19 protein-coding genes and 1 pseudogene are annotated in these 21,210 nt (G+C 72.7%); 8 read left to right on the top strand and 12 right to left on the bottom strand.

The genetic code is table 11. From position 1 onward, the window contains the following. The first annotated feature begins 8 nt into the window (after positions 1-8). A complete protein-coding gene (locus tag ABD954_RS00460) occupies positions 9-725 on the top strand; it encodes a TSUP family transporter (RefSeq protein WP_345483688.1) in 717 nt (238 codons plus the stop codon). 266 nt (positions 726-991) lie between these two features. On the opposite strand, the gene ABD954_RS00465 is transcribed toward ABD954_RS00460, so the two are convergent. Further along, complete coding sequence (locus ABD954_RS00465; RefSeq protein ID WP_345483689.1) at positions 992-2,248, bottom strand: MFS transporter; 1,257 nt, start codon at positions 2,246-2,248, stop codon at positions 992-994. 139 nt (positions 2,249-2,387) lie between these two features. Between ABD954_RS00465 and ABD954_RS00470 the strand changes: the two genes are divergently transcribed. Further along, positions 2,388-3,269 (top strand): winged helix-turn-helix transcriptional regulator, encoded by an 882-nt coding sequence (locus ABD954_RS00470; protein ID WP_345483690.1) that lies wholly within the window; start codon positions 2,388-2,390, stop codon positions 3,267-3,269. A 238-nt stretch (positions 3,270-3,507) separates the two neighbouring features. On the opposite strand, the gene ABD954_RS00475 is transcribed toward ABD954_RS00470, so the two are convergent. Next, positions 3,508-3,666: a hypothetical protein gene (locus ABD954_RS00475; protein WP_345483691.1), complete on the bottom strand. Its 159-nt coding sequence runs from the start codon at positions 3,664-3,666 to the stop codon at positions 3,508-3,510. A gap of 74 nt (positions 3,667-3,740) precedes the next feature. On the opposite strand from ABD954_RS00475, the gene ABD954_RS00480 reads away from it, so the two are divergent. After that, a complete protein-coding gene (locus tag ABD954_RS00480) occupies positions 3,741-4,649 on the top strand; it encodes a hypothetical protein (protein ID WP_345483692.1) in 909 nt (302 codons plus the stop codon). Positions 4,650-4,858: 209 nt separating this feature from the next. Here the strand turns inward: ABD954_RS00480 and ABD954_RS00485 are convergent, their stop codons facing one another. Together ABD954_RS00485 and ABD954_RS00490 are read right to left on the bottom strand one after the other, a co-directional pair. After that, the gene (locus ABD954_RS00485) at positions 4,859-6,340 is read right to left on the bottom strand and encodes a hypothetical protein (protein WP_345483693.1); all 1,482 of its coding nucleotides are present in this window, start codon (positions 6,338-6,340) and stop codon (positions 4,859-4,861) included. A gap of 370 nt (positions 6,341-6,710) precedes the next feature. Continuing rightward, positions 6,711-7,637, bottom strand: a pseudogene (locus ABD954_RS00490) (AraC family transcriptional regulator); the annotation flags it as partial. Positions 7,638-7,764: 127 nt separating this feature from the next. Here ABD954_RS00490 and ABD954_RS00495 point away from each other — a divergent pair. Then, positions 7,765-8,445, top strand: a complete 681-nt coding sequence (locus ABD954_RS00495) for an NAD(P)H oxidoreductase (protein WP_345483695.1) — start codon at positions 7,765-7,767, stop codon at positions 8,443-8,445. Between the two features lie 105 nt (positions 8,446-8,550). Here ABD954_RS00495 and ABD954_RS00500 read toward each other — a convergent pair whose 3' ends face one another. Together ABD954_RS00500 and ABD954_RS00505 are read right to left on the bottom strand one after the other, a co-directional pair. Continuing rightward, positions 8,551-8,988 carry a hypothetical protein gene (locus tag ABD954_RS00500; RefSeq protein WP_345483696.1) on the bottom strand — a complete coding sequence of 146 codons (438 nt, stop codon included), beginning with the start codon at positions 8,986-8,988 and terminating at the stop codon, positions 8,551-8,553. 162 nt (positions 8,989-9,150) lie between these two features. Continuing rightward, entirely contained in the window at positions 9,151-10,491 is a 1,341-nt protein-coding gene (locus ABD954_RS00505) for a phospholipase D-like domain-containing protein (protein ID WP_345483697.1), read from the bottom strand. A 118-nt stretch (positions 10,492-10,609) separates the two neighbouring features. Between ABD954_RS00505 and ABD954_RS00510 the strand changes: the two genes are divergently transcribed. Next, complete coding sequence (locus ABD954_RS00510; protein WP_345483698.1) at positions 10,610-11,047, top strand: GNAT family N-acetyltransferase; 438 nt, start codon at positions 10,610-10,612, stop codon at positions 11,045-11,047. Between the two features lie 141 nt (positions 11,048-11,188). On the opposite strand, the gene ABD954_RS00515 is transcribed toward ABD954_RS00510, so the two are convergent. The 3 genes from ABD954_RS00515 to ABD954_RS00525 form a co-directional block, all read right to left on the bottom strand. Beyond that, entirely contained in the window at positions 11,189-11,875 is a 687-nt protein-coding gene (locus ABD954_RS00515; protein ID WP_345483699.1) for an esterase/lipase family protein, read from the bottom strand. A 245-nt stretch (positions 11,876-12,120) separates the two neighbouring features. Further along, entirely contained in the window at positions 12,121-12,810 is a 690-nt protein-coding gene (locus ABD954_RS00520) for an esterase/lipase family protein (protein ID WP_345483700.1), read from the bottom strand. 177 nt (positions 12,811-12,987) lie between these two features. Further along, positions 12,988-13,584: a DUF2165 domain-containing protein gene (locus ABD954_RS00525; RefSeq protein ID WP_345483701.1), complete on the bottom strand. Its 597-nt coding sequence runs from the start codon at positions 13,582-13,584 to the stop codon at positions 12,988-12,990. Positions 13,585-13,934: 350 nt separating this feature from the next. Here ABD954_RS00525 and ABD954_RS00530 point away from each other — a divergent pair, with 350 nt between their 5' ends. Further along, entirely contained in the window at positions 13,935-15,032 is a 1,098-nt protein-coding gene (locus ABD954_RS00530) for a carboxylate-amine ligase (RefSeq protein ID WP_345483702.1), read from the top strand. 123 nt (positions 15,033-15,155) lie between these two features. Here ABD954_RS00530 and ABD954_RS00535 read toward each other — a convergent pair whose 3' ends face one another. After that, positions 15,156-16,490 carry a PP2C family protein-serine/threonine phosphatase gene (locus ABD954_RS00535; RefSeq protein WP_345483703.1) on the bottom strand — a complete coding sequence of 445 codons (1,335 nt, stop codon included), beginning with the start codon at positions 16,488-16,490 and terminating at the stop codon, positions 15,156-15,158. 288 nt (positions 16,491-16,778) lie between these two features. Then, on the bottom strand, positions 16,779-18,119 hold the full coding sequence (locus ABD954_RS00540) for an APC family permease (RefSeq protein ID WP_345483704.1): 1,341 nt from the start codon (positions 18,117-18,119) through the stop codon (positions 16,779-16,781). A 266-nt stretch (positions 18,120-18,385) separates the two neighbouring features. On the opposite strand from ABD954_RS00540, the gene ABD954_RS00545 reads away from it, so the two are divergent. Together ABD954_RS00545 and ppk2 are read left to right on the top strand one after the other, a co-directional pair. Further along, positions 18,386-18,958 carry an antibiotic biosynthesis monooxygenase gene (locus ABD954_RS00545; protein ID WP_345483705.1) on the top strand — a complete coding sequence of 191 codons (573 nt, stop codon included), beginning with the start codon at positions 18,386-18,388 and terminating at the stop codon, positions 18,956-18,958. A gap of 134 nt (positions 18,959-19,092) precedes the next feature. After that, positions 19,093-20,082, top strand: a complete 990-nt coding sequence (ppk2, locus tag ABD954_RS00550) for a polyphosphate kinase 2 (protein WP_345483706.1) — start codon at positions 19,093-19,095, stop codon at positions 20,080-20,082. A 195-nt stretch (positions 20,083-20,277) separates the two neighbouring features. Here ppk2 and ABD954_RS00555 read toward each other — a convergent pair whose 3' ends face one another. Then, positions 20,278-21,090, bottom strand: coding sequence for a DUF6042 family protein (locus ABD954_RS00555; protein WP_345483707.1), 813 nt, complete (start codon positions 21,088-21,090; stop codon positions 20,278-20,280). Positions 21,091-21,210 lie beyond the last annotated feature (120 nt).

Raw genomic sequence — 21,210 nt, forward strand, 5'->3', positions numbered from 1 at the left:
CGACAGCGATGGATCCGCTTCTGATTCCGATCGTGTTCCTCGCGGTGGCGGCCGCCTTCCTGCTGTCCGCTTCGGCCGGCTTCGGAGGCAGCCTCATCCTCGTCCCCACGCTGGCGCTGGTTCTCGGCACCAAGTCGGGAGTGGCGCTCGCGGCCCTCCTCCTCGCGTCCAACAACCTGGTGAAGGTCTTCGCCTACCGGGCGACGCTTCCGTTCCGCAAAGCCGCGGTCGTGATCGTGCTGGTCGCCGCGGGCGCCTTCCTGGGGGCCACGCTGCTCGTCCACGCCCCGGAACGGGCCGTGACGCTCGCGGTCATCGCGGGCTTCGCCGCCGCGTTCCTCGTGGAGACCTTCGACCTGACCCGCTGGAAGCGGGCCGGTTCACCGCTGCTGGCCCTCGCCTCGGGTGCGACGTCCGGATTCAGCGGAACGTCCGGGCCCCTGAAGGGACTCGCGGTGCGCGGACTGGACCTGGACCGCCTCCACCTGGTGGGCGCGCTGTCCCTGGTGTCGCTCGTGGGAGACGTGACGAAGACCGCCGTCTGGACCGACGCCGCCCTGCTGACGGGCCGGGACTACCTCGTGGCGCTGGTGTGCGTGCCGCTCATGTTCGCGGCGACCTTCCTCGGCAGGCGGTTCAACACCAGGATCGGCGAACGGGGCTACACCGGCCTGTTCTGGACCGTCATGGCCGGCTACACGGGCCGCCTGCTGGCCGGCCTGTGAACCCTCGGCCCGGCCGGATCCCCTCGACCGCCTCGTCCCCCTCGACCCGCCGGGCCGGCGCGGACGGGCCTGCGCGGCAGCGCACCCGAGGTGCCCCAGCTCGGCCGACGTGCGGAGCTGGGGCTCTCCTCGTGTGCCCCGGACCGTCCGGGGTATTCCCCGAGCCTCCGCCCCGGCACGGGTACGAGCGGCGGCGGCCTCCCCGCCCCAGGGGCGGGGCCGCCGTCGCGTCGAACCCCGGGCCTGCCGCTTCCGGGTCCGGCGCCTCAGACGAGGTCGCGGTGGCGGCCCACCCCGGTGGAGAAGAGGTAGAGCGGGGGCAGGAGGGCCGCGGCGCAGACGGCCCAGAGGGCGGTGTGGGCGCCGGCCCAGGTGGCGAGGAGACCGGCGGTGAGCGCGCCGAGCGGCAGCGCGCCCCAGGAGACGAAGCGGACCGTGGCCATCACGCGGGACAGCAGTTCCGGGGGCGACTGGGTCTGCCGGTAGGTGCGGGTGGTGATCGAGCCGATGACGGTGCCGAAGGCGAAGCCGGCGTTGCCCAGGGCGAACCAGTACGCGTCGCCCGCCGACGTGGTCAGCGGGGCCAGCAGGAGCAGCGCGCCGCCGGCCAGGTCCGCGGCGATGACGCCCCGCGCGGTGCCGAGGCGCGTGGTGACCCGGACCGCGACGGCGGCGCCGGCGAGCGCGCCGACTCCGTCCATGGCGAGGACGAGACCGAGTCCCACGGAATCGAGGCCGGCCTCGCGGACCAGGTAGAGGGGGGTGAGCGCGACCAGGGCCGCGTTGACGAAGTTGGCGGCGGTCGCCCAGATCATGCAGGGCCGCATGACCGGATGTCCGGTGACGTACCGCCAGCCCTCGCGCATCAGCCGGAACGCGCTCTCGCCGGTGCGGGGCGCGGGGCGGCTCTCGGGGAGGGTGCGCAGGAGCACCGCGGACGCCAGGTAGCTGACGGCGTCCACGGCGAGGGCGCCGACCGGTCCGGTCGCGCCGATCAGGAGGCCGCCGAGGGAGGGGCCGCCGGTGTCGGTGACGGCGTGCGTGCCCGACATGACGCTGTTGCGGGCGGCCAGCTGCCGGGCCGGGACGACGGCGGGCAGGAAGGTGGAGTTGCCGATGTCGAACAGCACGGTCGCCGCGCCGGTGACGAGCGCCGCGAACAGCAGGTGCGGATAGGTGAGGGCACCGAGCCACCAGGCGAGAGGCAGGGATCCGAGCGCCGCGAACCGTACGAGGTCGAGCGTGACCTGGAGCCCGCGCAGCGGGACGCGCTGTGCGAGGACGCCCGCGGGGAGGCTGAGGAGCAGCCAGGAGACCTGCCCGGCAGCGGCGAGCAGGGCGACCTCGAAGGCGGTGGCGTCGAGGACGGTGAGGGCGACGAGCGGCAGGGCGAGGGCGGTGACGGCGGTGCCCGCGCCGCTGACGGTGGCGGCGGCCCAGAAGCGCCAGAAGACGCCGGGCGGCGAGGTGTCTTTCTCGTCGTCGCGTCGGTCGTGCTCCGGGATCGTTCGTGTCCCGCTCATACGGCGCCCACCCCCTGGACCTCGTTAGTCTCTTTTAGGAACTCACTTGTTCCGGGTGAGTTTCTATCGGGAACCGACCGCATGGCGCAAGATGGTCCCGATGAGCGGCCGCCGCGCGCGGAGAAGGGGAGTCGCTGTGATGAGGTCGGTGCCCGAGCGGGACGCCGCCTGCGCGATCGCGCAGGCGGCGGCGGTGGTCGGTGACTGGTGGAGCCTGCTCCTGATCCGGGAGACCGCGCGCGGGCACCACCGGTTCGACGCGCTCCAGGAGGAGCTGGGCATCTCCCGGAAGGTGCTCACCGAGCGCCTGGCGCACCTCGTGGAGACGGGGGTCCTGGAGAAGGTCCCGTACCAGGACAGGCCGCTGCGGCACGAGTACCGGCTGACGGAGAGCGGCCGGGGGCTGCTGCCGGTGCTGCTGTCGATGCAGGACTGGGCCGACCGCTGGGTCTTCGGCGACGGTTCGCTCAGCGGCACCGCCGACGAGGAGAGCGCGGAGGCGCGGCGCGTCGCGGGCCTGACGGGCGAGCGACTGCCGCTCCTGGAACTGCCGGGCCACCAAGACGGCGCACCGGTGGACCCGGTGGCCGGGGGCGTCGCCACCGTCCTGTTCTGCTACCCGGCGACCGGGACCCCCGGCCCCCTGCCGGACGGCTGGTCGAGCATCCCCGGCGCCCTCGGCTGCACGCTGGAGAACCGGCTCTTCCGGGACGCCTACAAGGACTTCCGCGCGGCGGGTGCGGAGGTGCACGGCGTCAGCACACAACGCCCGGACGAACAGCGGGTGTTCGCGGTCGAAGAGGGCCTGCCCTTCACTCTCCTCTCGGACGTCGACCTGCGCCTCGCCGCCGCCCTGCGGCTGCCCGCCTTCCGCGCCGGGCAGATGCTGCGGCTGAAGCGGGCCGTGCTGGTGGTGGACCGCGACCGCGTGGTGCGGCACGCGCGCTTCCCGGTGACGGACATCCCGGCAGCGGTGGGCGAGGCGCTGACGGAGGTACGGCGCCTGGCGGCCGAGTCCTGACGGGCGCCCCGCCGCCCCGAGGATCCCGCTCCGTCCGGCGGCGAAGGGGCGGTTCCGCGACAGCGGGCCGCGGCGCTCGCCGCGCTGACGGGCTCACCGTACGGGCGCCTGCCCGCGGTCAGGGGCCGGACGCGGGCACCGGGGACCTCTCACCGGTGAAACGGGACGTGTACCCCAGCGAGGACATGCGGTTCTGGTGTGTACGGCCGGGCCGCCGGGAGCGCCGGAGCGGGGCCTTTCACCGGGCCGGTGGCTCGCCGTTGCGGCTGAAGCCGCCGGTCGGGCCGGAGTCGGGGAGGGTGGCGGCCCGGACCACGCCGGCGGCGCCCGTCTCGACGGGTGCGCCGCCCGGACCGCCCGTGTCGGTGGCGATCCGGCCGGGGCAGACGGCGTTCACCTGGATCCGATCGGCACGGAGTTCGTCAGCGGGCTTGCGGGTGAGGGTCGCGGGGCGCCTGGCACGATGGCGCCATGGTCATCGGTTCGTCGCCCTCGTATTCCGGTCCCGCAGGCGCTGCCGTACGCGCACGCGCGCTGTACGACCGCCCCGACGCGCACCTGGCCGCGCCTGCCGTGCTCGTCGCTCCGTACCCGCCGGGGGCCGGACGTGCGGCGCGGCGGGAGGCGCTGCGCCCGGTGTACGAAGCGGTGGCGGGCGAGCTCGGTGCACCCACCCTGTACGGCGGGTCGGCCGCCGGCCCCAGCGTGCGCTGGCACAGCGGGCCGCACGTGGTGCTGCTGGCGGGCGGCCCGGAGGGCGCCACGCTCTCCGTGCACACGGCGTCCGACCTGCACATGCGCGAGTACACCGCCGTGGAGTCGGGTTCGGTCGGCTGGCGGCCGGAGCAGCCGCACGGCTTCGACGCGCTTCCCTACCTCTGGCTGCTGCACCGGGGCCCGGAGCGCGGCTGGCCGGGCTTCCGCTGGGACGGTCACCACACGGCCGCGTCCTGGGAGCACCTGGAGTCCTCGCTCACGCTGCTCCTGGGCTCCTGGATGGAACAGCTGCCGGTGCAGCTGCCGGGCGACTGGGCGTCCTTCGTCGTGGGGTGTTCGCGGGACTGGCCGCGGCACCTGCGGGTGGGGTACAGCCAGGACCGCGGGCAGCTGTCGTTGATGGTGGACCACCGGACCACGGCCGAGGAACCCGGCCTGGAGGAGACCCTGCGGGAGCGGGGCTGGCAGGTGCGCGAGGGCGGCTGGTGGCGGGCGGTGTTCGCGGACGAGGACCCGGAGGCGGCGCGGTCGGCGGCACGGCTGCTGGTCGCCGACGTCCGCGGCCGGGGGTCGGTCTGCCCGGACGAGCTGGTCGCCTGGGAGCTGACGGTCAACGACCGCGGCGGACTGTGGCTGCCGGGCATCGGCATGCCGGTGAACTGAGACCGGCGGATGCCGGCGCCCTCCGGCCCACCCGGAAGTCCACGGCCTGGCACGGGCATCGCTGACTCGTCCGGCCACGGCGGACGACGTCGACGCACGAAGAGCAGGGCGGCCGGGCCGGGGCGTCCTGCTCCGCACCCGGCCGGAGGAAAACGAAGGGCCGCGGCGAGTCGTCGCCGCGGCCCCCGCTTCGTACGTCCGGTGTACGGCTACGACCTGTAGTAGCCGAAGACGTCGGCCAGCAGGTCCACCGATCCGGCGTGGTTGTAGAAGCTCACCTTGCCGTTCACCACGGGCACGACCACGGCGTTCGGGATGGTCTGTCCGGCGGTGAAGTTGAGGTTCGACGCGGTGTCCCGGATCGTGCCGTCGGGGAAGACCTGGACGAAGCCGGACGCCGTCGGGCCGGTCGCCGTCACGTTCAGGACCACCGCGTCGACGTCGGCCCGGACCGGCAGCGTCACGATCTCCCGCGCGCCGACCTTGCCCTTGCGGACGCCGAGGCCGGTCCGGGTGTCCATGAGCCGCTGCGGGGCCACCGGCTCGAACGCGGCGTCGGTCCCGTCCACGGTGAAGTAGCCGGCGACGTCGGCGAGGAGGTCGACGGTGCCGGAGTGGTTGTAGTAGGTGACCTTGCCGTACTGGACCGGCACGACCACCAGGTTCGGGATGGTCTGCCCGGCGGTGAAGTTCAGGTTCGAGGCGCTGCTGCGGGGCGTGTCGTACGGGTAGACCGAGACGAAGCCGGACGCCGTCGCGTTGGTCGCCGTCACGTTCAGGACCACCGCCCGGATGCCGGGCTCCGGCACCGGCATCGTCACCGTCTGCCCCGGGCCGACCTTGCCCCGGGGGACGCCGACCCCGGTACGGGTGTCCATCAGGCGGATCGGCCGCACCGGCCGGTACGTCAGGCCCGAGCCGTCGCCGACGGTGTAGTAGCCGGCGACGTCGGCGAGGAGGTCCACGGAGCCGGCGTGGTTGTAGAAGCTCACCTTGCCGTTGACCACGGGCACGACCACCACGTTCGGAATGGTCCGGCCCGCCGTGAAGTTCAGGTTCGACGCGCTCGGGCGCGGCGCCCCGTCCGGGTACACGGACACGAAGCTCGCCGCCGTGGGGTTGGTCGCCGTGACGTTGAGGACGACGGAGGTCATGCCCGTGGCCGGCAGCCCGGCCGCCCCTGCCACCTGGAGCGTCACGGTCCCTCCGGGACCGACCTTCGCCCGCGGCACTCCGAGACCGGAGCGGGTGTCCATCAGCCGGGTCGGCGCGACCGGCTGGTACAGGCCGAGGCCGGCCGTGCCGGGCTGGGTGACCGTGAAGGTGCCGGTCTGGCTCACCGCGCCGGTGTACGGCCCGTCGGCGACGCCGAGCGACCAGACACCGGCCGGGGCGCCGGTGAGGTCGAACTCGGCGGTCAGCGAGCGGCGGTCGGCGGCGACGGAGAGGGTGGTGGCCTCGATGCGGTCACCGGAGAAGTTCTCGATCCGCAGCTTGAGTTCGGCCTTGAGGCCCGACCCGGTCAGGGTCACGACGGCCTTCGTGCCGCTGGCCGCGGCCGACGGCGCCAGGGACGTGTAGGCGACCGGTTCGTCGGAGCACGGGTCCTGCGGGCAGTCCTCGGCCCGGACCACGGCCGGGGCCGCCGCTGCCTCCGGTGCGGGCAGCACCAGGGTCGTCAACGTCGACACGGCGAGAAGAAGCGCGGTGAGGTACGCGGCCGGTCTCCCGGATCCGGCGTACACGGACACGCGAGGGTGCATTGCTTTCCCTTTGGGGCGGTGGGACGAGGATCAGCCGCGATCATCGCACAGGCGACCGACCTCGCCCCCGGCGCATCCCGCCTACCGGAATTCCATCCTCCGGCCAGCTCGAACGGCACCGCCACGCGCTCCGCGACCGCACAGGCGGACCGCGAGGGGGTTTTCCGGTGGCCGCGCGCCGGGGCCGGACTGGCGGCGCTTGTCAGCGCGCCGCCGGCCGTCCCTCCATGGCGGGGGCCCGTGACTTCCGCGTGTCGCGTCGCCCGTCCACCTGGACGAGGGAACCGGTCCCCGCCACGGCCACCGCGGCACGGTAGGTGCTGGGGCTGCGGCCCTTGTGGCGTTTGAAGGCCGCGCTGAAGCCGAAGGCGTCGGCATAGCCGACCGACCTGGCGATCTGCGCGATGCCGAGGTCGGTGTCGGACAGCAGCGCCTCGGCCTCGTCCATGCGGCATTCGGTGATGTAGGCGAGGGGCGGACGGCCCATCAGGTGGGTGAAGCGCTTGGCGAAGAGGGCCCGGGAGACGCCGGCCCGAGCGGCCAAGGAGGCCACCGTCCAGGGTTCGGCGGGCCGGTCGTGGAAGGACTCCAGCGCGGGGGCGAGGACCGGGTCGGCGAGACCCCGGTACCAGCTGGGCGCGTCGGCGCCCGCCTTCTCGAACCAGCTGCGCAGCGTACACACCAGGGCCCAGTCCAGGAGCCGGTCCATCAGCGCCTGGGAACCGGCCGACAGCCGGGCGGCGTCGGCGGCGGCCGTCTCCAGCCAGGCACAGACGTCGGCGTCCTCCTCGACGACCAGGACGGGCGGCAGAGCGCGCAGGAGCCTCTCGTGGCGGTGGCCCGAGGCACGGTAGGCGCCCACGATCAGCGCGGTCGCCTCCGCCGAGTCGGCGCCCCACCGGATGCCGCCGAGTTCCCGGGCGCCGCACTCGGTGCTCTCGGTGAAGCAGGCGATCTCGTACGCGGCGTGGGAGCTGTCCAGGGTGGCGGGGTGGTCCACGAGGTGGAACGGTCCGGGGCCGCGCACGAGGGCGGTGTCGCCCGGGCCGACCGCTCGTTCCGTTCCGTCGGGCAGCAGCAGGACGCCCCCGCCCCGCAGCACGCTGATCATGGTGAGCGGCGCGGAGTCGGCGAAGCGGACGGCCCAGGGCACCGTGAGCACGGCGTGGCTGACGACCGACCCCTCGGCCCGGATGCCGCTCAGCAGGGAACTCAAAGGATCCATGGAAGGTACCGTAGACGATCTCCTATGTTCTGGAGCGGTTCTCCCATGGATCATCTACGTGGCGGCGGCTGTACTGGACTCGTGCATCGGACCGACCGGGACCGATCGTGACCCACCAGGAGACACCGTGACGCAGCACGACCGCCCTGCCAGGACAGCCCTCGTCGTCGTCGCACACCACCGCACCGATTCCCTCACCGCGCACACGGCGCGCCGTGCCTCGGCCCAGCTCGAGGCCGCCGGCTACCGCGTGGACCTGCTCGACCTGCACGCCGAGGGGTTCGACCCCCGGATGAACGTGGCGGACCAGCCGGACTGGGGCGACCGGGAGAAGAGGTATTCGGACGAGGTGCACGCCCACATGCAGCGCATCCTCGACGCCGATGCCGTCGTCGCGGTCTTCCCGGTGTACTGGCAGAGCGTGCCGGCCATCCTCAAGGGCTGGATCGACCGCGTGTGGAACTACGGCTTCGCCTACGGCCGCAGCAAGCCCCGCCTCGCCGGCAAGCGCATCCTGTGGCTGGGCCTGGCCGGCGCCACCGCCGACGATCCGGTCGTGGCGGGCATGCAGACCGTTCTGGAAACCAGCCTGAACGAGGGCATCGCCTTCTACTGCGGCTTCTCCAGCTCCACCGTCGGCCTGCTCACCGACGCGGAGGAGCGCCCTCAGCGCGTGGACGCCGCAGGCAATCTCCTGGTCGGCGACGCGATCGCGGGCGCGGAGCGAGAGGCGCAGTACGCGGCTTTCGACCGCCGTACACGGGAGTTCGTGGAGGCGTTCGTCGCCGAGGAGCTCGTGGCGGTCTGACCGCCCGGGCGGTCCGCGCGCGAGGGGCACGGCCCCGCGGGGCGGCGGGGGCACGCGCGTGTCCCCACCTCCCCCGGGCCGGGCGTTCCGTACGGCGCTGTCGGCTCAGCAGGGGCCGCTCCACCGCGCGGAGGCGGCGTTGTACCAGATGCTCTGCCCGTATCCGGCGAGGCCGCTGCCCTTGTTGAACGTCAGGTTCGGTGAGGTGGCCTGCCCGTAGCCGTACCCGGGCGGGATGCAGAAGTAGGCGCCGGTGTAGGACGAGCCCCAGTAGAGGCGGATCCAGTCGCATCCGGAGCACGCGTAGCCGTAGTTGCCGACCAGGTAGTTCTTGTTCGTGCACGATCCGAGCGTCGGCGCGTCGCCCACCCACTCGCAGCGGGCGCCGTTGTCGCCGTTCCAGGCGTAGAACTTGCCGTCCGCGCAGGCGTAGGGCGAGCCGCCGCAGGGGTTGCCGGCCGCCGCCGCCGGGGGTGAGGCGCCGAAGACGGAGAAGCCGACCAGCGCCAGAAGCGCGATGACGTACGTCGAGATGCGTCGCACGGGTCTCCCCTGTCGTCATGCCGGATGCCGGCGGAGCGCGCCCTGTGCCGACGAAGGTAGCGGTGCCGCCGCTCGCGGGTAACGCTCCTTCAGGCCAACACGGGCCCGCTTGCGCGTCTCATGTCAGCGGGCTGGGCACGTCGTCGCCTTGGGAGGCGCTTCCTAGAAGACGCCGCCGTACTGGGACTCCGCGAGAGCGGCGGCGCGCTGGTCGCGGAAGTTGGTCACGTACGCGTCGTGCACCTCGGGGCCGACGTACTTCAGGAGTGCCTCGTCGTTGGCGGTGAGCGCCAGGCCGGTGTACGTGTGGCTGCCCGTGAAGACGAGTTTCTGGTCCTTGACCCCCTTGTACGAGCCCTCGATCAGCAGGTACTTGGTATGGGTGGTCGTGCCGGAGACCTCGGGGGCGGCCGGGTTCTTCGCGTCGTCGTTGTCCAGGCGGTGGAGGGAGATCTTCCCCTTCGCCGTCGAACGCGTCAGCCAGTACGCCGTCTCCCGGTGCGTGCCGGCGGCCGCGTAGTCGGAGAGCTTGCCGTGGACGACGTCGACGTAGCAGCCCGCGTCGGCGAGCTGCCACAGCTTCTGCGCCACGGCGGGCCGCGAGATGTGCCCGTTGGCGATGCGGATCACGGTGCGGCCGTCCGCCGTGCCGTGCCCCGGGGTGTTGCCGTGGCAGACCGGAGCGGTGGTCCCGTCGGTGTTCGGCACGCGGGTCTCGACCATGCTCAGGATGTTCTCGACGACGTCGGTCGAGGAGCGCGGGAAGAAGTAGCCCTTGGCCGGACCGGCCTCGACGTCGATCGCCAGGTCGCTCACCGTCCTGGATCCGTCCGGCTGAGCCTGCGAAGCGGCCATCAGGTCGAAGTAGCGGACGTAGCCGGCGTGCAGGGCGGCGTTGTCGGTGACGGTCATGGCGTCGTTCCAGCCGGACTCGCGGTCCCACGTGGTGAGGTTGCCGGAGGACTGCACCACGATGTTCTCGACCACCGCGCCCGTGGTCGGCGAGCCGCTGCCGGTGGAGTGGGAGAACAGGAAGAACTTGTTGTGGTTCACGCCGCCCGTCCCCGCCGCCAGGCACGGCCGGCCCGCCGCGCAGACCCGGAACCACGAGGTCTGACCGGGCGCGGACTGCGCCGCGAAGGATGCCTGGAGCTTGTCCCGGACCGTCTTCCCGGCCGTTCCCATCCACTCCGCGGTGACGCTGGTGTCGTCGACGAGGACCTGTACGTTCACGTTCCGCTGGTGGGCCTTGACGAGCTGCTCGGCGAGCCAGGACGACCCGAAGGCGTACAGGGATATGCGGATGGTCGACCCGCTGGGGGCGCCGTTGACGAGGCGTCCGAGGTGGCTGAGGATCACGCCCTGCTCGGCGGTCGTGCCGTTCGGCTTGTTGAAGACGACGCCGGTCTTCACGTACGTCTCGGCCTGGGCGGTGGCGGCCGGGGCACCGGCCACGAGAAGGCCGACGGTGAGGAGGGCCGCGAGGAGTCTGTTCTTGATCACGGCCGCCACCCTACTGGCGGGCGTGGGAGCCGCCGCCGGCGTGCCGAGGGGCCCGATCCGCACGGCGGATCGGGCCGTACGGCACCGGTGCCCCACGGCTCCGTGCCACAGTGGTGGCGTGATCACCATCGAGAAGCCCGGACCGGGCGACCGAGAGGCGTGGGAGGCACTGTTCCGCGCCTACATCGACTTCTACCAGCGGGTCGAGCCGCCCGCGATGTACGAGCGGGCCTGGGAGGAGTTCCTGGCGGAGTCGCGGATGCACGCGCGCGTGGCGCGGCTCGACGGCCGGATCGTGGGCATCACGCACTTCTTCGTGCACGCGAACACCACGGGGCCGGACGTCTGTTACCTCCAGGACCTGTTCACCGCCCCGGAGGTGCGGGGCCGGGGCGTGGCGCGTGCGCTGATCGACGCCGTGGCCGACTGGGCGCGCGCGCAGGGGTGCGTACGGGTGTACTGGAACACCCACGAGACCAACGCGACGGCGCGACGGCTGTACGACAAGGTCGCCGAGAACCGGGGCTTCCTGCGCTATCAGATCGAGCTGGTCTGACGGGTGCTGCCCGATCCGCCCAGCGGGGCACGGGACTCGGCCTTCTCCGGCCCGCGGGGCCCGGGGTACGCGCGACGGCGGGGGTGAGGGATGGCGTCCCGCCCGGGGCGGGGGGCCGGGCGGGACGCCGGGTGGTGCTCGTCAGACGATGTGCTTCTTGACCTGCTCGTAGACCGTCTGGTCGCCCTGCAGGTCGCTGTGGCCGAGGCAGGCCGTGGTGGTGTTGACGGCGCCGGAGAGGGCCACGCTCTGCGAAGGGCTGATGATCATGTCGCACGGAGAGCGCCAGGTGGCGTAGCGGGCGGTGCCGGGCGTCTCGTCTCCGCTGTTGAGGGCGTTCAGGAATGCGGATCCGGGCCGCATCTCGACGCACGGGGCGCCCCCGCACCAACGCGCGGTGTCCGTACCGTGGTTGGGTCCCGCCAGGGACACCCACGCGTCGACCTTGGCGGCGCCGCCGAGGTTCTTGAGGTAGTGGCGGGAGGACAGCCCTCCCATGGAGTGGGTGACGACGTCGACCCTGGATGCCCCCGTGCGGTCCAGGACCCGATCGATCTCCTCGGCGAGCCGGGCGGCGGTGGTGACGTTGGACTGGGTGGCGTCGTACGTCCACCGGTCGAGGTGGCCGGCCGGCCACCCGTCGGCGTGGAAGCGGTCGGCCATGGTCCGCCAGGTGGAGCCGTCGGAGTTCCAGCCGTGGACGAAGACGACGGGGTCGGGCCGCGGGGCCCGGTGCCGGCCGTCGGCCGCCGACGCGGCGGCGGGAAGGAGAGAGGGCAGGAGCGCGAGGAGAAGGAGGAGCGGGCTCCGCGACAGAGTTCTGATCACACGCGGTTTGTAGCGCGTCGATGACAGGGCCGGCAGGGCCCGCGGCGCTTCATCACCCGACCGGCGGCGGTGTTTCACCGCAGAAACGTGAAAGCCGTCGGAGCCCTCACGTCGCCGCGGCCCGTCCCCTGGCGGCGGACGACCCGACTCCTGTCGCGCGCGGGCTGCCGGGCCGTCGCCGCCCGCCGTCACCCGTCACCCGTCACCCGTCACCCGTCGGGAAACTCGCTGACCCGGCGGGTGGGTCAGGCGTCCGCGAAGTCGCGGACCTGGGTGTACGTGGTGGTGTCCGAGCCGATCGCCACGTGCCCCAGGCAGGCCGTGCGGGTGTTCGTGGCGCCGCTCAGGGCGACGCTGGAGTCGGGATTGATGACGGTGTCGCAGGGGGACCACCAGGTGCCGTAGCGCGGGGCCCCGGGGGTTTCGTCGCCGGAGTTCAGGGCGGTGAGGAAGGCGGAACCGATGCGCATCTCGTGGCAGGAGACGTCGTCGCACCCGTTGGCCCAGTCGGTGCCGTGGTTCGGACCGGCCAGCGACACCCAGGCGTCGATCTTGCCGCTGCCGCCCAGGTTCTTGGCGTAGTGGCGGCTCGAAAGTCCGCCCATGGAGTGGGTGATGACGTCGACCTCGGACGCGCCCGTGGCCGCGAGCAGACGGTCCACCTCGGCGGCCAGTTGCCGGGCGGTGGTGGCGTTGGACTGACGCCAGTCGTACGACCACTGGTGCAGGTGGGAGGACGGCCAGCCGTCGGCCCGGAAGTTGCCGGCCATGGTGTTCCAGTAGGAGCCGGACGAGTTGTAGCCGTGCACGAACAGGACGGGATGGCTGGACGGGCCGTAGGCCGCTGTGCCGGCGGCTTGGACCGGGGCGGGGGCGGACACGAACGCGAACGCCGTCAGAGCGCTCGCGGCGGCGGAGAGCACGTACTTCTTCAACGCACACCTCGGGAAGGGGGTCGGCTCTGTGGGGGGAGGCCGCCAGGAGGCTACTCCCCGGTTGGGCCGCTCGGTCAAGAGCCGTGCGGGGACCGATACACGTCCTTGACCTGCAGTTTCGCTCCTCCTCGTAGCGATTCGGATGGGTCGTCGGGGCCCCGTGGTCGGCTCTGCCGGTCAGGTCTGTTCGGCACCCGGTCGGCGCATGCCGGGCAGGTGCACCACGAGGAGCGTGAAGGCGGCCAGCGCGACGTTGCGGGCGGCGGCGTCCAGGCCGTTCCAGTCGGACGACTGCCACATGGCGAACCACTCGCCGCCGATCGCGAGGAAACCCAGCCCGAAGAGCAGCAGCACCATCACCAGCCCCACCGTGCTCGCCGCGCGGGCGCGGGCGTACGCGTGGCGGCGCAGCCCCGCGATCCAGAACCACGTGGCGGCGAGGAGGACCGCCGCGGCCAGCGTCTCCCAGACGATGATGGTGACGTAGGCGGCGTTCTGGAGGGCGGGGGATTCGACCGCACGCCACATCAGGTCGGGGTCCTTGAACGTGGTGTCCATGCTCAGGACGTGCTGGACGAACTGCTGGTTGGTGCCGAAGTCGGTGATGTTCCCGAAGGCGACCAGGGTCATGTAGAGCGCGACGGTCGCCGTCAGGGCGGTCGCCGCGACGGGCGGCGCGCCGAGCCGCGAGAGCCAGGTCGGCCGGGTGGCCGGGGCGGCTTCCGGAGTACGGGCGCCGGAGTCGGTGCCGGCCGGCCGGTGGGCTTGTGCCATGGAATGTGACCTCCCTCGTCGTCCCGCGGACGCCTGGACCGCGGGTCGTACCCTCCCTTCCCCGGTTGCGGGGCCGCCAGCCGTCCCGCCGCGCACGGGCCCTCCGGACGGGAGGAAGGCGGCACGGCGCACCCGCCGTCCGCCGGGCCGGGCGTGCCCGCAGAGGGCGGCAGGGCCCGGTCCCCTTGCGGTTCCTGCACCCGGCTGGGGCCTTCTGGCCGGTGATCACTGTGGGTGACATCATGCTCACCATGACGAGTACAGGGCACGCAGCAGCCGACTCGCAACAGGGCCCGACGGAGGGTCAGGACCGAGATCACCGCACCGCGAGGGCGACCGTCCCCCTCACGATGGGAGTCGAGGAGGAGTACCTCCTCGTCGACCCGGTCTCTCGCGCCGTCGCCCCCGAGGCGGAGAAAGTGCTGGCCGAGGCAGTCGGCGAGCTCGGCGACCAGATCACCCCGGAGATCACCCGCTACCAGATAGAAGCCCGCTCCGCACCGCACACCAGCCTCGCCGAGCTGGGCGAGCAGGTCCGGTCCACCCGTACCGCGCTCGCCCGCGTCGCCGCGCGCCAGGGGCTGCGGATCGTCTCCAGCGGGACCCCCGTGTTCGGCCAGGCCGCCCCGACGCCCCTGAGCCCGGGCGCCCGTTACGCCCGCAGCGCCGAGCGGTTCGGTGCCCTGGACGACGAACAGAGCGCCTGCGCCTGCCACGTCCACATCGGCGTCCCGGGACTGTCCGAGGCGTTGCGGGTCAGCAACCATCTGCGCCCCTGGATTCCGGCCCTCATCGCCCTCACGGCCAACTCGCCCTATTGGGCGGGGCAGGACACCGGGCACGCCAGCTGGCGTACGACGACGTGGGGAAGATGGCCGGTCGCCGGGCCACCGCCGTACTTCGAATCCGCCGGCCACTTCGAGGACCTCGTCGGCGGCTTCCTCGCCACGGGGGTCCTCATGGACCGGGGCGGCCTCTACTGGGACATCAGGCCCTCGCACCACCTGCCGACGCTCGAGTTCCGGATGGCTGACGCGACCACCACCGCCGACGAGACCGTGCTGCTCGCCGGTCTCGTCAGGGCGATGGTCGCCACGGCCCTGCGCGCCGTCGAGGCCGGTGAGCCGGCACCGCGGCCCGCGTCGGAGCTGTTGCGGGCCGCCTGTTGGCGCGCGGCCCGCGTCGGTCTCGCCGGAGAGGGCATCGACGTGCGCACGGGCCGCCTCGCTCCCGGCACCGCGATGATCGGCCGGCTGCTGGCCTGGGTGGGGCCCGCGCTGCTCGAACACGGTGACACGGAGCTCGTGCACGCCCTGTGGACCCGCGTGGAGACCGCGGGCACCGGAGCGGATCGGCAACGCGCCGCCTACCGGCACCGGGCCGAACTCGCCGACGTGGTCGACCATCTGATCACCGCCACGGCCCCGCTCCCGGGCGAACGCCGCTGACGGCTGGACACGGCGCTTCCCGGAGCCTCCCGAGGGCGAGTCCCGCAGCCCTCGGTCGTGGCGCTCCTCCGGTTCGGAAGGTCGCTGCCCAGCGGACCGCACGGCGCGTGCGCGAGAGGGAGTTCAGCGGGCAGCACGCCGTGCGGCCGCAGCACCGTCCTCCTGCTTCAGGGGAGTTCGTGCCGCGAGGAGGGCCACGTCGTCGGTGTGGTCGTGGGTCATGCCGGTGAGCAGTTCGTCGCAGAAGGTGTCGAGGTCTTCCCGCGCGAGGGCGGCCGCGTGCTGGCGCAAGCGGGTCATGCCGTGGGTGAGGTCCTCGCCGCGGCGTTCGGTGAGCCCGTCGGTGTACATGAGCACGGTGGAGTTCGGGGGCAGGGTCTCGGTGGCGTGGTGGCGTGGCAGGTCCGGGTCGACGCCGAGGAGGAGCCCGCGGCCGCCCTGCAGGTAGTGCGTGTCCCCTTCATGGGTGACCAGCAGCGGCGGCGGATGCCCGGCGCTGGAGTACGTAATCGTCCAGTTCCCCGCGTCGTCCTGGTCGAGCAGACCGTAGAGGCACGTGGCGGTGGCGTGGGGATAGAGCGCGTGGTGCGCGAGGTCGAGGCGGCGCAGGATGTGGCCCGGGGGTTCTTGCCGGTCGCATCCGATGCCGCGGAGCATGTTGCGCAGCTGGCTCATGGTGATGGCGGCGCGGAGGTCGTGGCCGGTCACATCGCCCATGATCATGGTGGTGCTGCCGTTGGGCAGGGTGAAGCTGTCGTACCAGTCGCCGCCGACTTCGGCGGTGGTGGCGGCGGGTGCGTAGCGGGCGGCGAGCCGGAGCGGTCCGGTGCGGGGAAGGGTGGGCAGGAGCGAGCGCTGGAGGCGTTCGGCAATGTGCTGCGTCTCGCGGTGCATCCGGGCGTTGTCCACGCCGAGGGCGACGCGGTGGGTCAGGTCCTCCACCATGGCGAGGTCGTCGGTGGTGAGCGGGGCACGATCGGCGGAGCGGCCGATGGTCAGTGCACCGAGGACCTGTCGGCGGGCGCGTACGGGGGCGACCACGGCGGTGTCGGTGCCCAGTTGCTGGAACATCTCGAGCTGTCGGGCGTGCAGGGGATCGGCCGCCTCGTCGGGGCTGGGGATGTCGTCCGAGGTCAGCAGCAGGGGGCCGGCGCCGACGAGCACCCGGGACAGCGGGCCGACGGGGTGTTCCGGCACGTCGGGCAGCAGCCCGGTGAGGCCGCCGACCGGCAGTCGGCCGGGATCGCGGTGGACGACGCTGACCCGGCGGGGGCGCCCGTTCTCGTCGAGCAGGTCGACCGCGCACCAGTCGGCCAGCTGGGGGACCAGGATGCGGCACACCCGGCGTACGGCGGCATGGGAGTCGAGCGTGCTGGTCATGGCGGTCGTGGTCTCCGCCAGGAGCGTCAGGCGGTCGAGGGCCCGCTGCACCACCTGGTCCACATCAAAATCTTCCATGCCTCACCTTTCCACCAGGCCGAGACCCACCGGAGCCGGCGGGCTACGGCTACGCCTTCCCCCCGGGGCCCCGCGCATCTCACTCGCCCCGGTGGCGTCGACGCGGTACGCCCGCACGCCCCGTCCCCGGAGGGAGCGCCTCCCCGGCGGCCGCGCATCGGCGACGCCACCTGCGACACCGTCGCCGTCCGGACCGCACCGCGGCCCGCGCACCCGAACAGAGCCGTCCCTCCCACCGTGGGATCCTCCCCGTCCCGCCCGGAGGGCGGGACGGGGAGCCCGGGCTGTTCAGACGACGCTCGCGTCGCCGCGCTTCCTCCGGCTCCTCACGGCGGCCGCCGCGAGGACCGCGCCGACCGCGATCACCAGGAGGCCGCGCACCCACACCAGTGCCTCGATCTGCGTCGCGAGCACGACGCAGGAGACCAGGCCGAGGACGGGGAGCGCGGCCGGAGCCCGGAAGTGGTCGGTGTCGCCGGAGTCGCCGCGCAGGACGAGGACCGCGGCGTTGACGATGAAGAACACCACGAGGAGCAACAGGACGAGCGTGGAGGCCAGCTGGTCGACGCTTCCGGTCAGCGCGAGGAGCATCGCCAGCCCGGTGGTGGCCGCGATCGCCGCCCACGGCGTGCGGCGGCCGGGCAGCACCTTGGTCAGTGCGGACGGCAGCAGCCCTTCGCGTGCCATGCCGTAGGCGAGGCGGGACGACATGATGCCGGTGAGCAGCGCGCCGTTGGCGACGGCGACGAGGGCGACGGCGCTGAAGAGCCACGTCGGCACTCCGCCGGCCGCCTTGACGACTTCGAGCAGCGGGCCGCTCGACCCCGCGAGCGTGTCGGTCGGCACGGCGACGGAGGCGGCGATCCCGACGAGGACGTACACGGCACCAGCCGTCGCGAGCGCGCCGAACAGCGCTCGCGGGTAGGAGCGGCGTGGGTTCTGGGTCTCCTCGGCGACGTTCACCGAGGTCTCGAAGCCGACGAAGGAGTAGTACGCCAGCACGGAACCGCTCAGCACCGCCGCGGCGGCGCCCTTCTCCGGGGTGCCGAGCTGGGTGAGCCGGCTCGTGTCGCCCTCGCCGCGCGCCAGCAGCCAGATGCCGAGGCCCACGATGACGGCGAGGCCGCCGACCTCGATGACGGTGGCGACGACGTTCGCACGGGTCGATTCCTTGATGCCCCTGGCGTTGACCAGCGCGAGCGCGACGAGGAAGACCACGGCGACCAGCCCGACGGGCAGGGTGACGAACGCCGAGAGGTAGGCGCCGCCGAAGCCCCGGGCGAGTGCCGCGACGGAGACGATTCCCGCGGCGAGCATGCAGAACCCGGCGACGAAGCCGACGGCCGGGCCGAACGCCCGTGTGGCGTAGTGGGAGGCTCCACCGGCCCTCGGGTACTTGGTCGCCAGCTCGGCGTAGGAGGCGGCGGTCAGCAGGGCCAGCAGGAGGGCGACGACGAGGGGCACCCACACGGCGCCGCCGGAGTCGGCGGCGATCTGGCCGACCAGGACGTAGACGCCGGCGCCGAGGACGTCTCCCAGGATGAAGAAGTAGAGCAGGGGGGTGGTGAGGGCGCGCTTGAGGGAAGGCTCGGTCACGGCCGTGGGGGGTGCGGTTCTACCTGTCGACATGTCGACTCGTATCCCCTGGATGGCGAGGTGCACACCTCCCGCCGGCGACAGGCCGCGGGCGACAGGAGCGGCCGTCCCCGGCCCGTGGCCTGCGCCGGACGCCTCACCGCTCCCGGCCTCAGGGGCCGACGGTGACCCCACGGGCGCCGAGGCGACCTGTCCGTGAGCCGGGGTGGCCGGCGCCCGGCACGGGCGCCGGGGCCCTTGGCGCGCGAGGCGGGTGCGTATAGTACGCCGGGGCGCGGCGAGATCACGAGGAGCCTGTCTTGACCGCGGTCAGCCTTGAGCACGCCACCGTCCCCGCCGACACCGGCGAGGTCACCCTCCTGATAGCCCGCCGGGTGGACCCCGGCCACGAAGCGGCCTTCGAGCGGTGGGCCAAGGGGATCCTCGACACCGCGGCCGCCTTCCCCGGGCACCTCGGATACGGACTCTTCCGCTCCTCCGGCGGGGACGCGCCCTGGTTCCTCGTCCACCGCTTCCGGGACGCCGAGGCCTGCCGGCGGTGGCAGGATTCACCCGAACGGGCCGCCTGGTTCGCCGACTGCGACGGCCACCACCACACCGAGATCGCCCGGCGCACGCTGACCGGCATGGAGACCTGGTTCGCCAAGCCCGGCTCCACCAGGCCCGCGCCGCCGCGCTGGAAGATGGCCATCAGCGCCACCCTCGCCATCTACCCCATCTCGGTCCTCGGCAGCCTCTTCCTCCTCCCCCACCTCACCGCACTCCCCACCCTGCTGAGCAGCGCCGTGGTGGCCTGCGTCTTCAACGTCCTCATGACGTACGTGGCGATGCCCGCGGTCAGCAGACTCCTTCGCGGCTGGCTCACCCCGTAGCGGCGGCGCACAGCGGCAGCCGGTCGCCGTCGTCCATGGAGTCGCGGTGCCGGTCGGTCGGCGCCGCCGGGGGCTCCCGACGGCCGGGGCGGGCTCGCAGCCATACGAGGGTGCGCGGCGGGTAGGCGCGGGTCGTGAACGAGCAGAAGCCGCAGCGGACGGAAGCCGAGGACCTGCTGTCCGGGCTCAGCGTCGACGATCGCCGCCCGGAACAGCCTGTGCTGCTGGACTCCTCCGGTGCGCCGATACAGACCTGGCGGGAGAACTACCCGTACGAGCACAGGATCCGTCGCGCGGAGTACGAGCGGACGAAACGGATCCTGCAGATCGAGCTGCTGAAGCTGCAGCGCTGGGTGAAGGACACCGGGGCGCGGCTGGTCGTGATCTGCGAGGGGCGGGACGCGGCGGGCAAGGGCGGCACGATCCAGCGGTTCACCGAACGGCTCAACCCCCGTGGGGCACGGATCGTGGCCCTGGACAAGCCGACCGAGCGGGAGGCGGGGCAGTGGTACTTCCAGCGGTACATCGCCCACCTGCCGGCCGCCGGCGAGATCGTCTTCTTCGACCGCTCCTGGTACAACCGGGCCGGCGTCGAGAAGGTCATGGGATTCTGCACGCCCGAGGAGCACGAACTGTTCCTGCGGCAGTGTCCCGCCTTCGAAGCCATGCTGGTGGAGGACGGGATCCTGCTGGTGAAGTTCTGGTTCTCCGTCTCCCGTGCCGAACAGCGCACCCGCTTCGCGATCCGCCAGGTCGATCCCGTCCGGCAGTGGAAGCTCTCCCCCACCGACCTGGCCTCACTGGACCTGTGGGACGCCTACACCACCGCGAAGATCGAGATGTTCCGCGCGACCGACACCGCCCACGCGCCGTGGACGGTCGTCAAGAGCAACGACAAACGACGCGGTCGCCTCGAAGCCATGCGCAGCCTGCTGTGGCGCATCGACTACGACCGCAAGGACGAGGCGGCGGTGGGCCGCCCCGACGGCCTCATCGTCGGTGCCGCCGACACGCTCCTGGAGGCCGGCGAGGAACCCACCGACCTCTCCCCCACTCCCCTGGCCGGCCCTCCCCTCGGCCCCGGCCTCCACCCCGACCACGATCCCCGGCAGTCCGGTCCGTGACGCCCGGCGATGTGACGCGGGAGGGGCCCTGAGGTCTCCGGGGCCCCTGCACGGACGCGCCGTCGTCGCTGCTCCCGTGTCTGCCTGCTCGGTCCGGAAGGGCCGCGCTCACCGGCGTCACCGGTGGCGGTCTCCATGACGTCCGGCGGGAGGGTTCCCCGTCCTCGGCTCCCCCGGTGCCCGGCAGACTCCGCGTCACGCGTCGTCGACGACGTGCGTCAGCTGCACCCGGTCGTCGTAGAAGTGCTCCCAGTCCATGACCAGGCGGAAGCGCCGGTGCGTCTCCAGACGTTCGGCGTCGGCCGGCTCCTGGCCGCGGTACACGCGGGCGTCCCCGGACTCCGCGAGTTCCGCGAGGGCGAGGCGCACGTCGTCGGCGTCCATGCCGGTGGCGGCGGCCAGCCGGTCCAGCGAGGTGAGGACCTCCTCCGGTTCACCCCAATGGTCGACCAGGTGGTTGACCAGGGTGTTGACGAGCGGGTCGGTCCGCTGCGACCAGCGGATCCTGTCGAGCCGCTCGACGACGTCGGCGTCCAGCGGCAGCAGGTCACCGGGCAACGGCAGTACGGCGGGCATCGACCACCGGGTGCCCTCCGGCGTCTCCTCACGGTCGGCCAGACCCCACGTCAGGTAGAGCTCGGACAGTTCCCGCACCGTCCTGGGCACCGGGAAGCCGGCGGCCGTCAGCATGGCGCCGAACTTCTCCCGACGTTCCGCCTCGAACGCCTCCCGGCCCTCCGGCGCCTCCTCGTGGTCCCACTCCTCGTCGGGCCACGAGAACGTGAGCCCACCGTCCAGGTCGCCGCCGATCATGTCCCAGTGACCGCCGAAGATCTCCTGCAGCAGATCGTCCAGAGATCCGGTGAAGCCGGAGTGGCTCGCGGTCCCGATCAGCATGGCCAGGGGCAGGCCCTGGCGGGGCAGGACGTGCTCCCAGCCCGACACCCACCAGTCGTTGTGCATCGCCAGGTCCCGGCGGGGACCGGGTACAGACGGGTTCTCAGTCATCCGCAGCTCTTCCTGGAAAACGGCCGGACGCTCGCAGGGTACGCACTGGGGCGGCCGCGTTCTCCCGGCCCGAGGCCGGCGGAGGTGACGGCCAGGCCGCGACGCGGTGCGGCGCACGGG

The sequence above is a fragment of the Streptomyces roseoviridis genome, from assembly GCF_039535235.1.
In the GTDB taxonomy this organism is placed as follows: domain Bacteria; phylum Actinomycetota; class Actinomycetes; order Streptomycetales; family Streptomycetaceae; genus Streptomyces; species Streptomyces roseoviridis.

Coding starts and splice junctions, on each gene's coding strand:
- ABD954_RS00460 (WP_345483688.1), top strand. CDS start 9: ATGGATCCGCTTCTGATTCCGATCGTGTTCCTCGCGGTGGCGGCCGCC.
- ABD954_RS00465 (WP_345483689.1), bottom strand. CDS start 2,248: ATGAGCGGGACACGAACGATCCCGGAGCACGACCGACGCGACGACGAG.
- ABD954_RS00470 (WP_345483690.1), top strand. CDS start 2,388: ATGAGGTCGGTGCCCGAGCGGGACGCCGCCTGCGCGATCGCGCAGGCG.
- ABD954_RS00480 (WP_345483692.1), top strand. CDS start 3,741: ATGGTCATCGGTTCGTCGCCCTCGTATTCCGGTCCCGCAGGCGCTGCC.
- ABD954_RS00525 (WP_345483701.1), bottom strand. CDS start 13,584: ATGGCACAAGCCCACCGGCCGGCCGGCACCGACTCCGGCGCCCGTACT.
- ABD954_RS00530 (WP_345483702.1), top strand. CDS start 13,935: ATGGGAGTCGAGGAGGAGTACCTCCTCGTCGACCCGGTCTCTCGCGCC.
- ABD954_RS00535 (WP_345483703.1), bottom strand. CDS start 16,490: ATGGAAGATTTTGATGTGGACCAGGTGGTGCAGCGGGCCCTCGACCGC.
- ABD954_RS00540 (WP_345483704.1), bottom strand. CDS start 18,119: ATGTCGACAGGTAGAACCGCACCCCCCACGGCCGTGACCGAGCCTTCC.
- ABD954_RS00555 (WP_345483707.1), bottom strand. CDS start 21,090: ATGACTGAGAACCCGTCTGTACCCGGTCCCCGCCGGGACCTGGCGATG.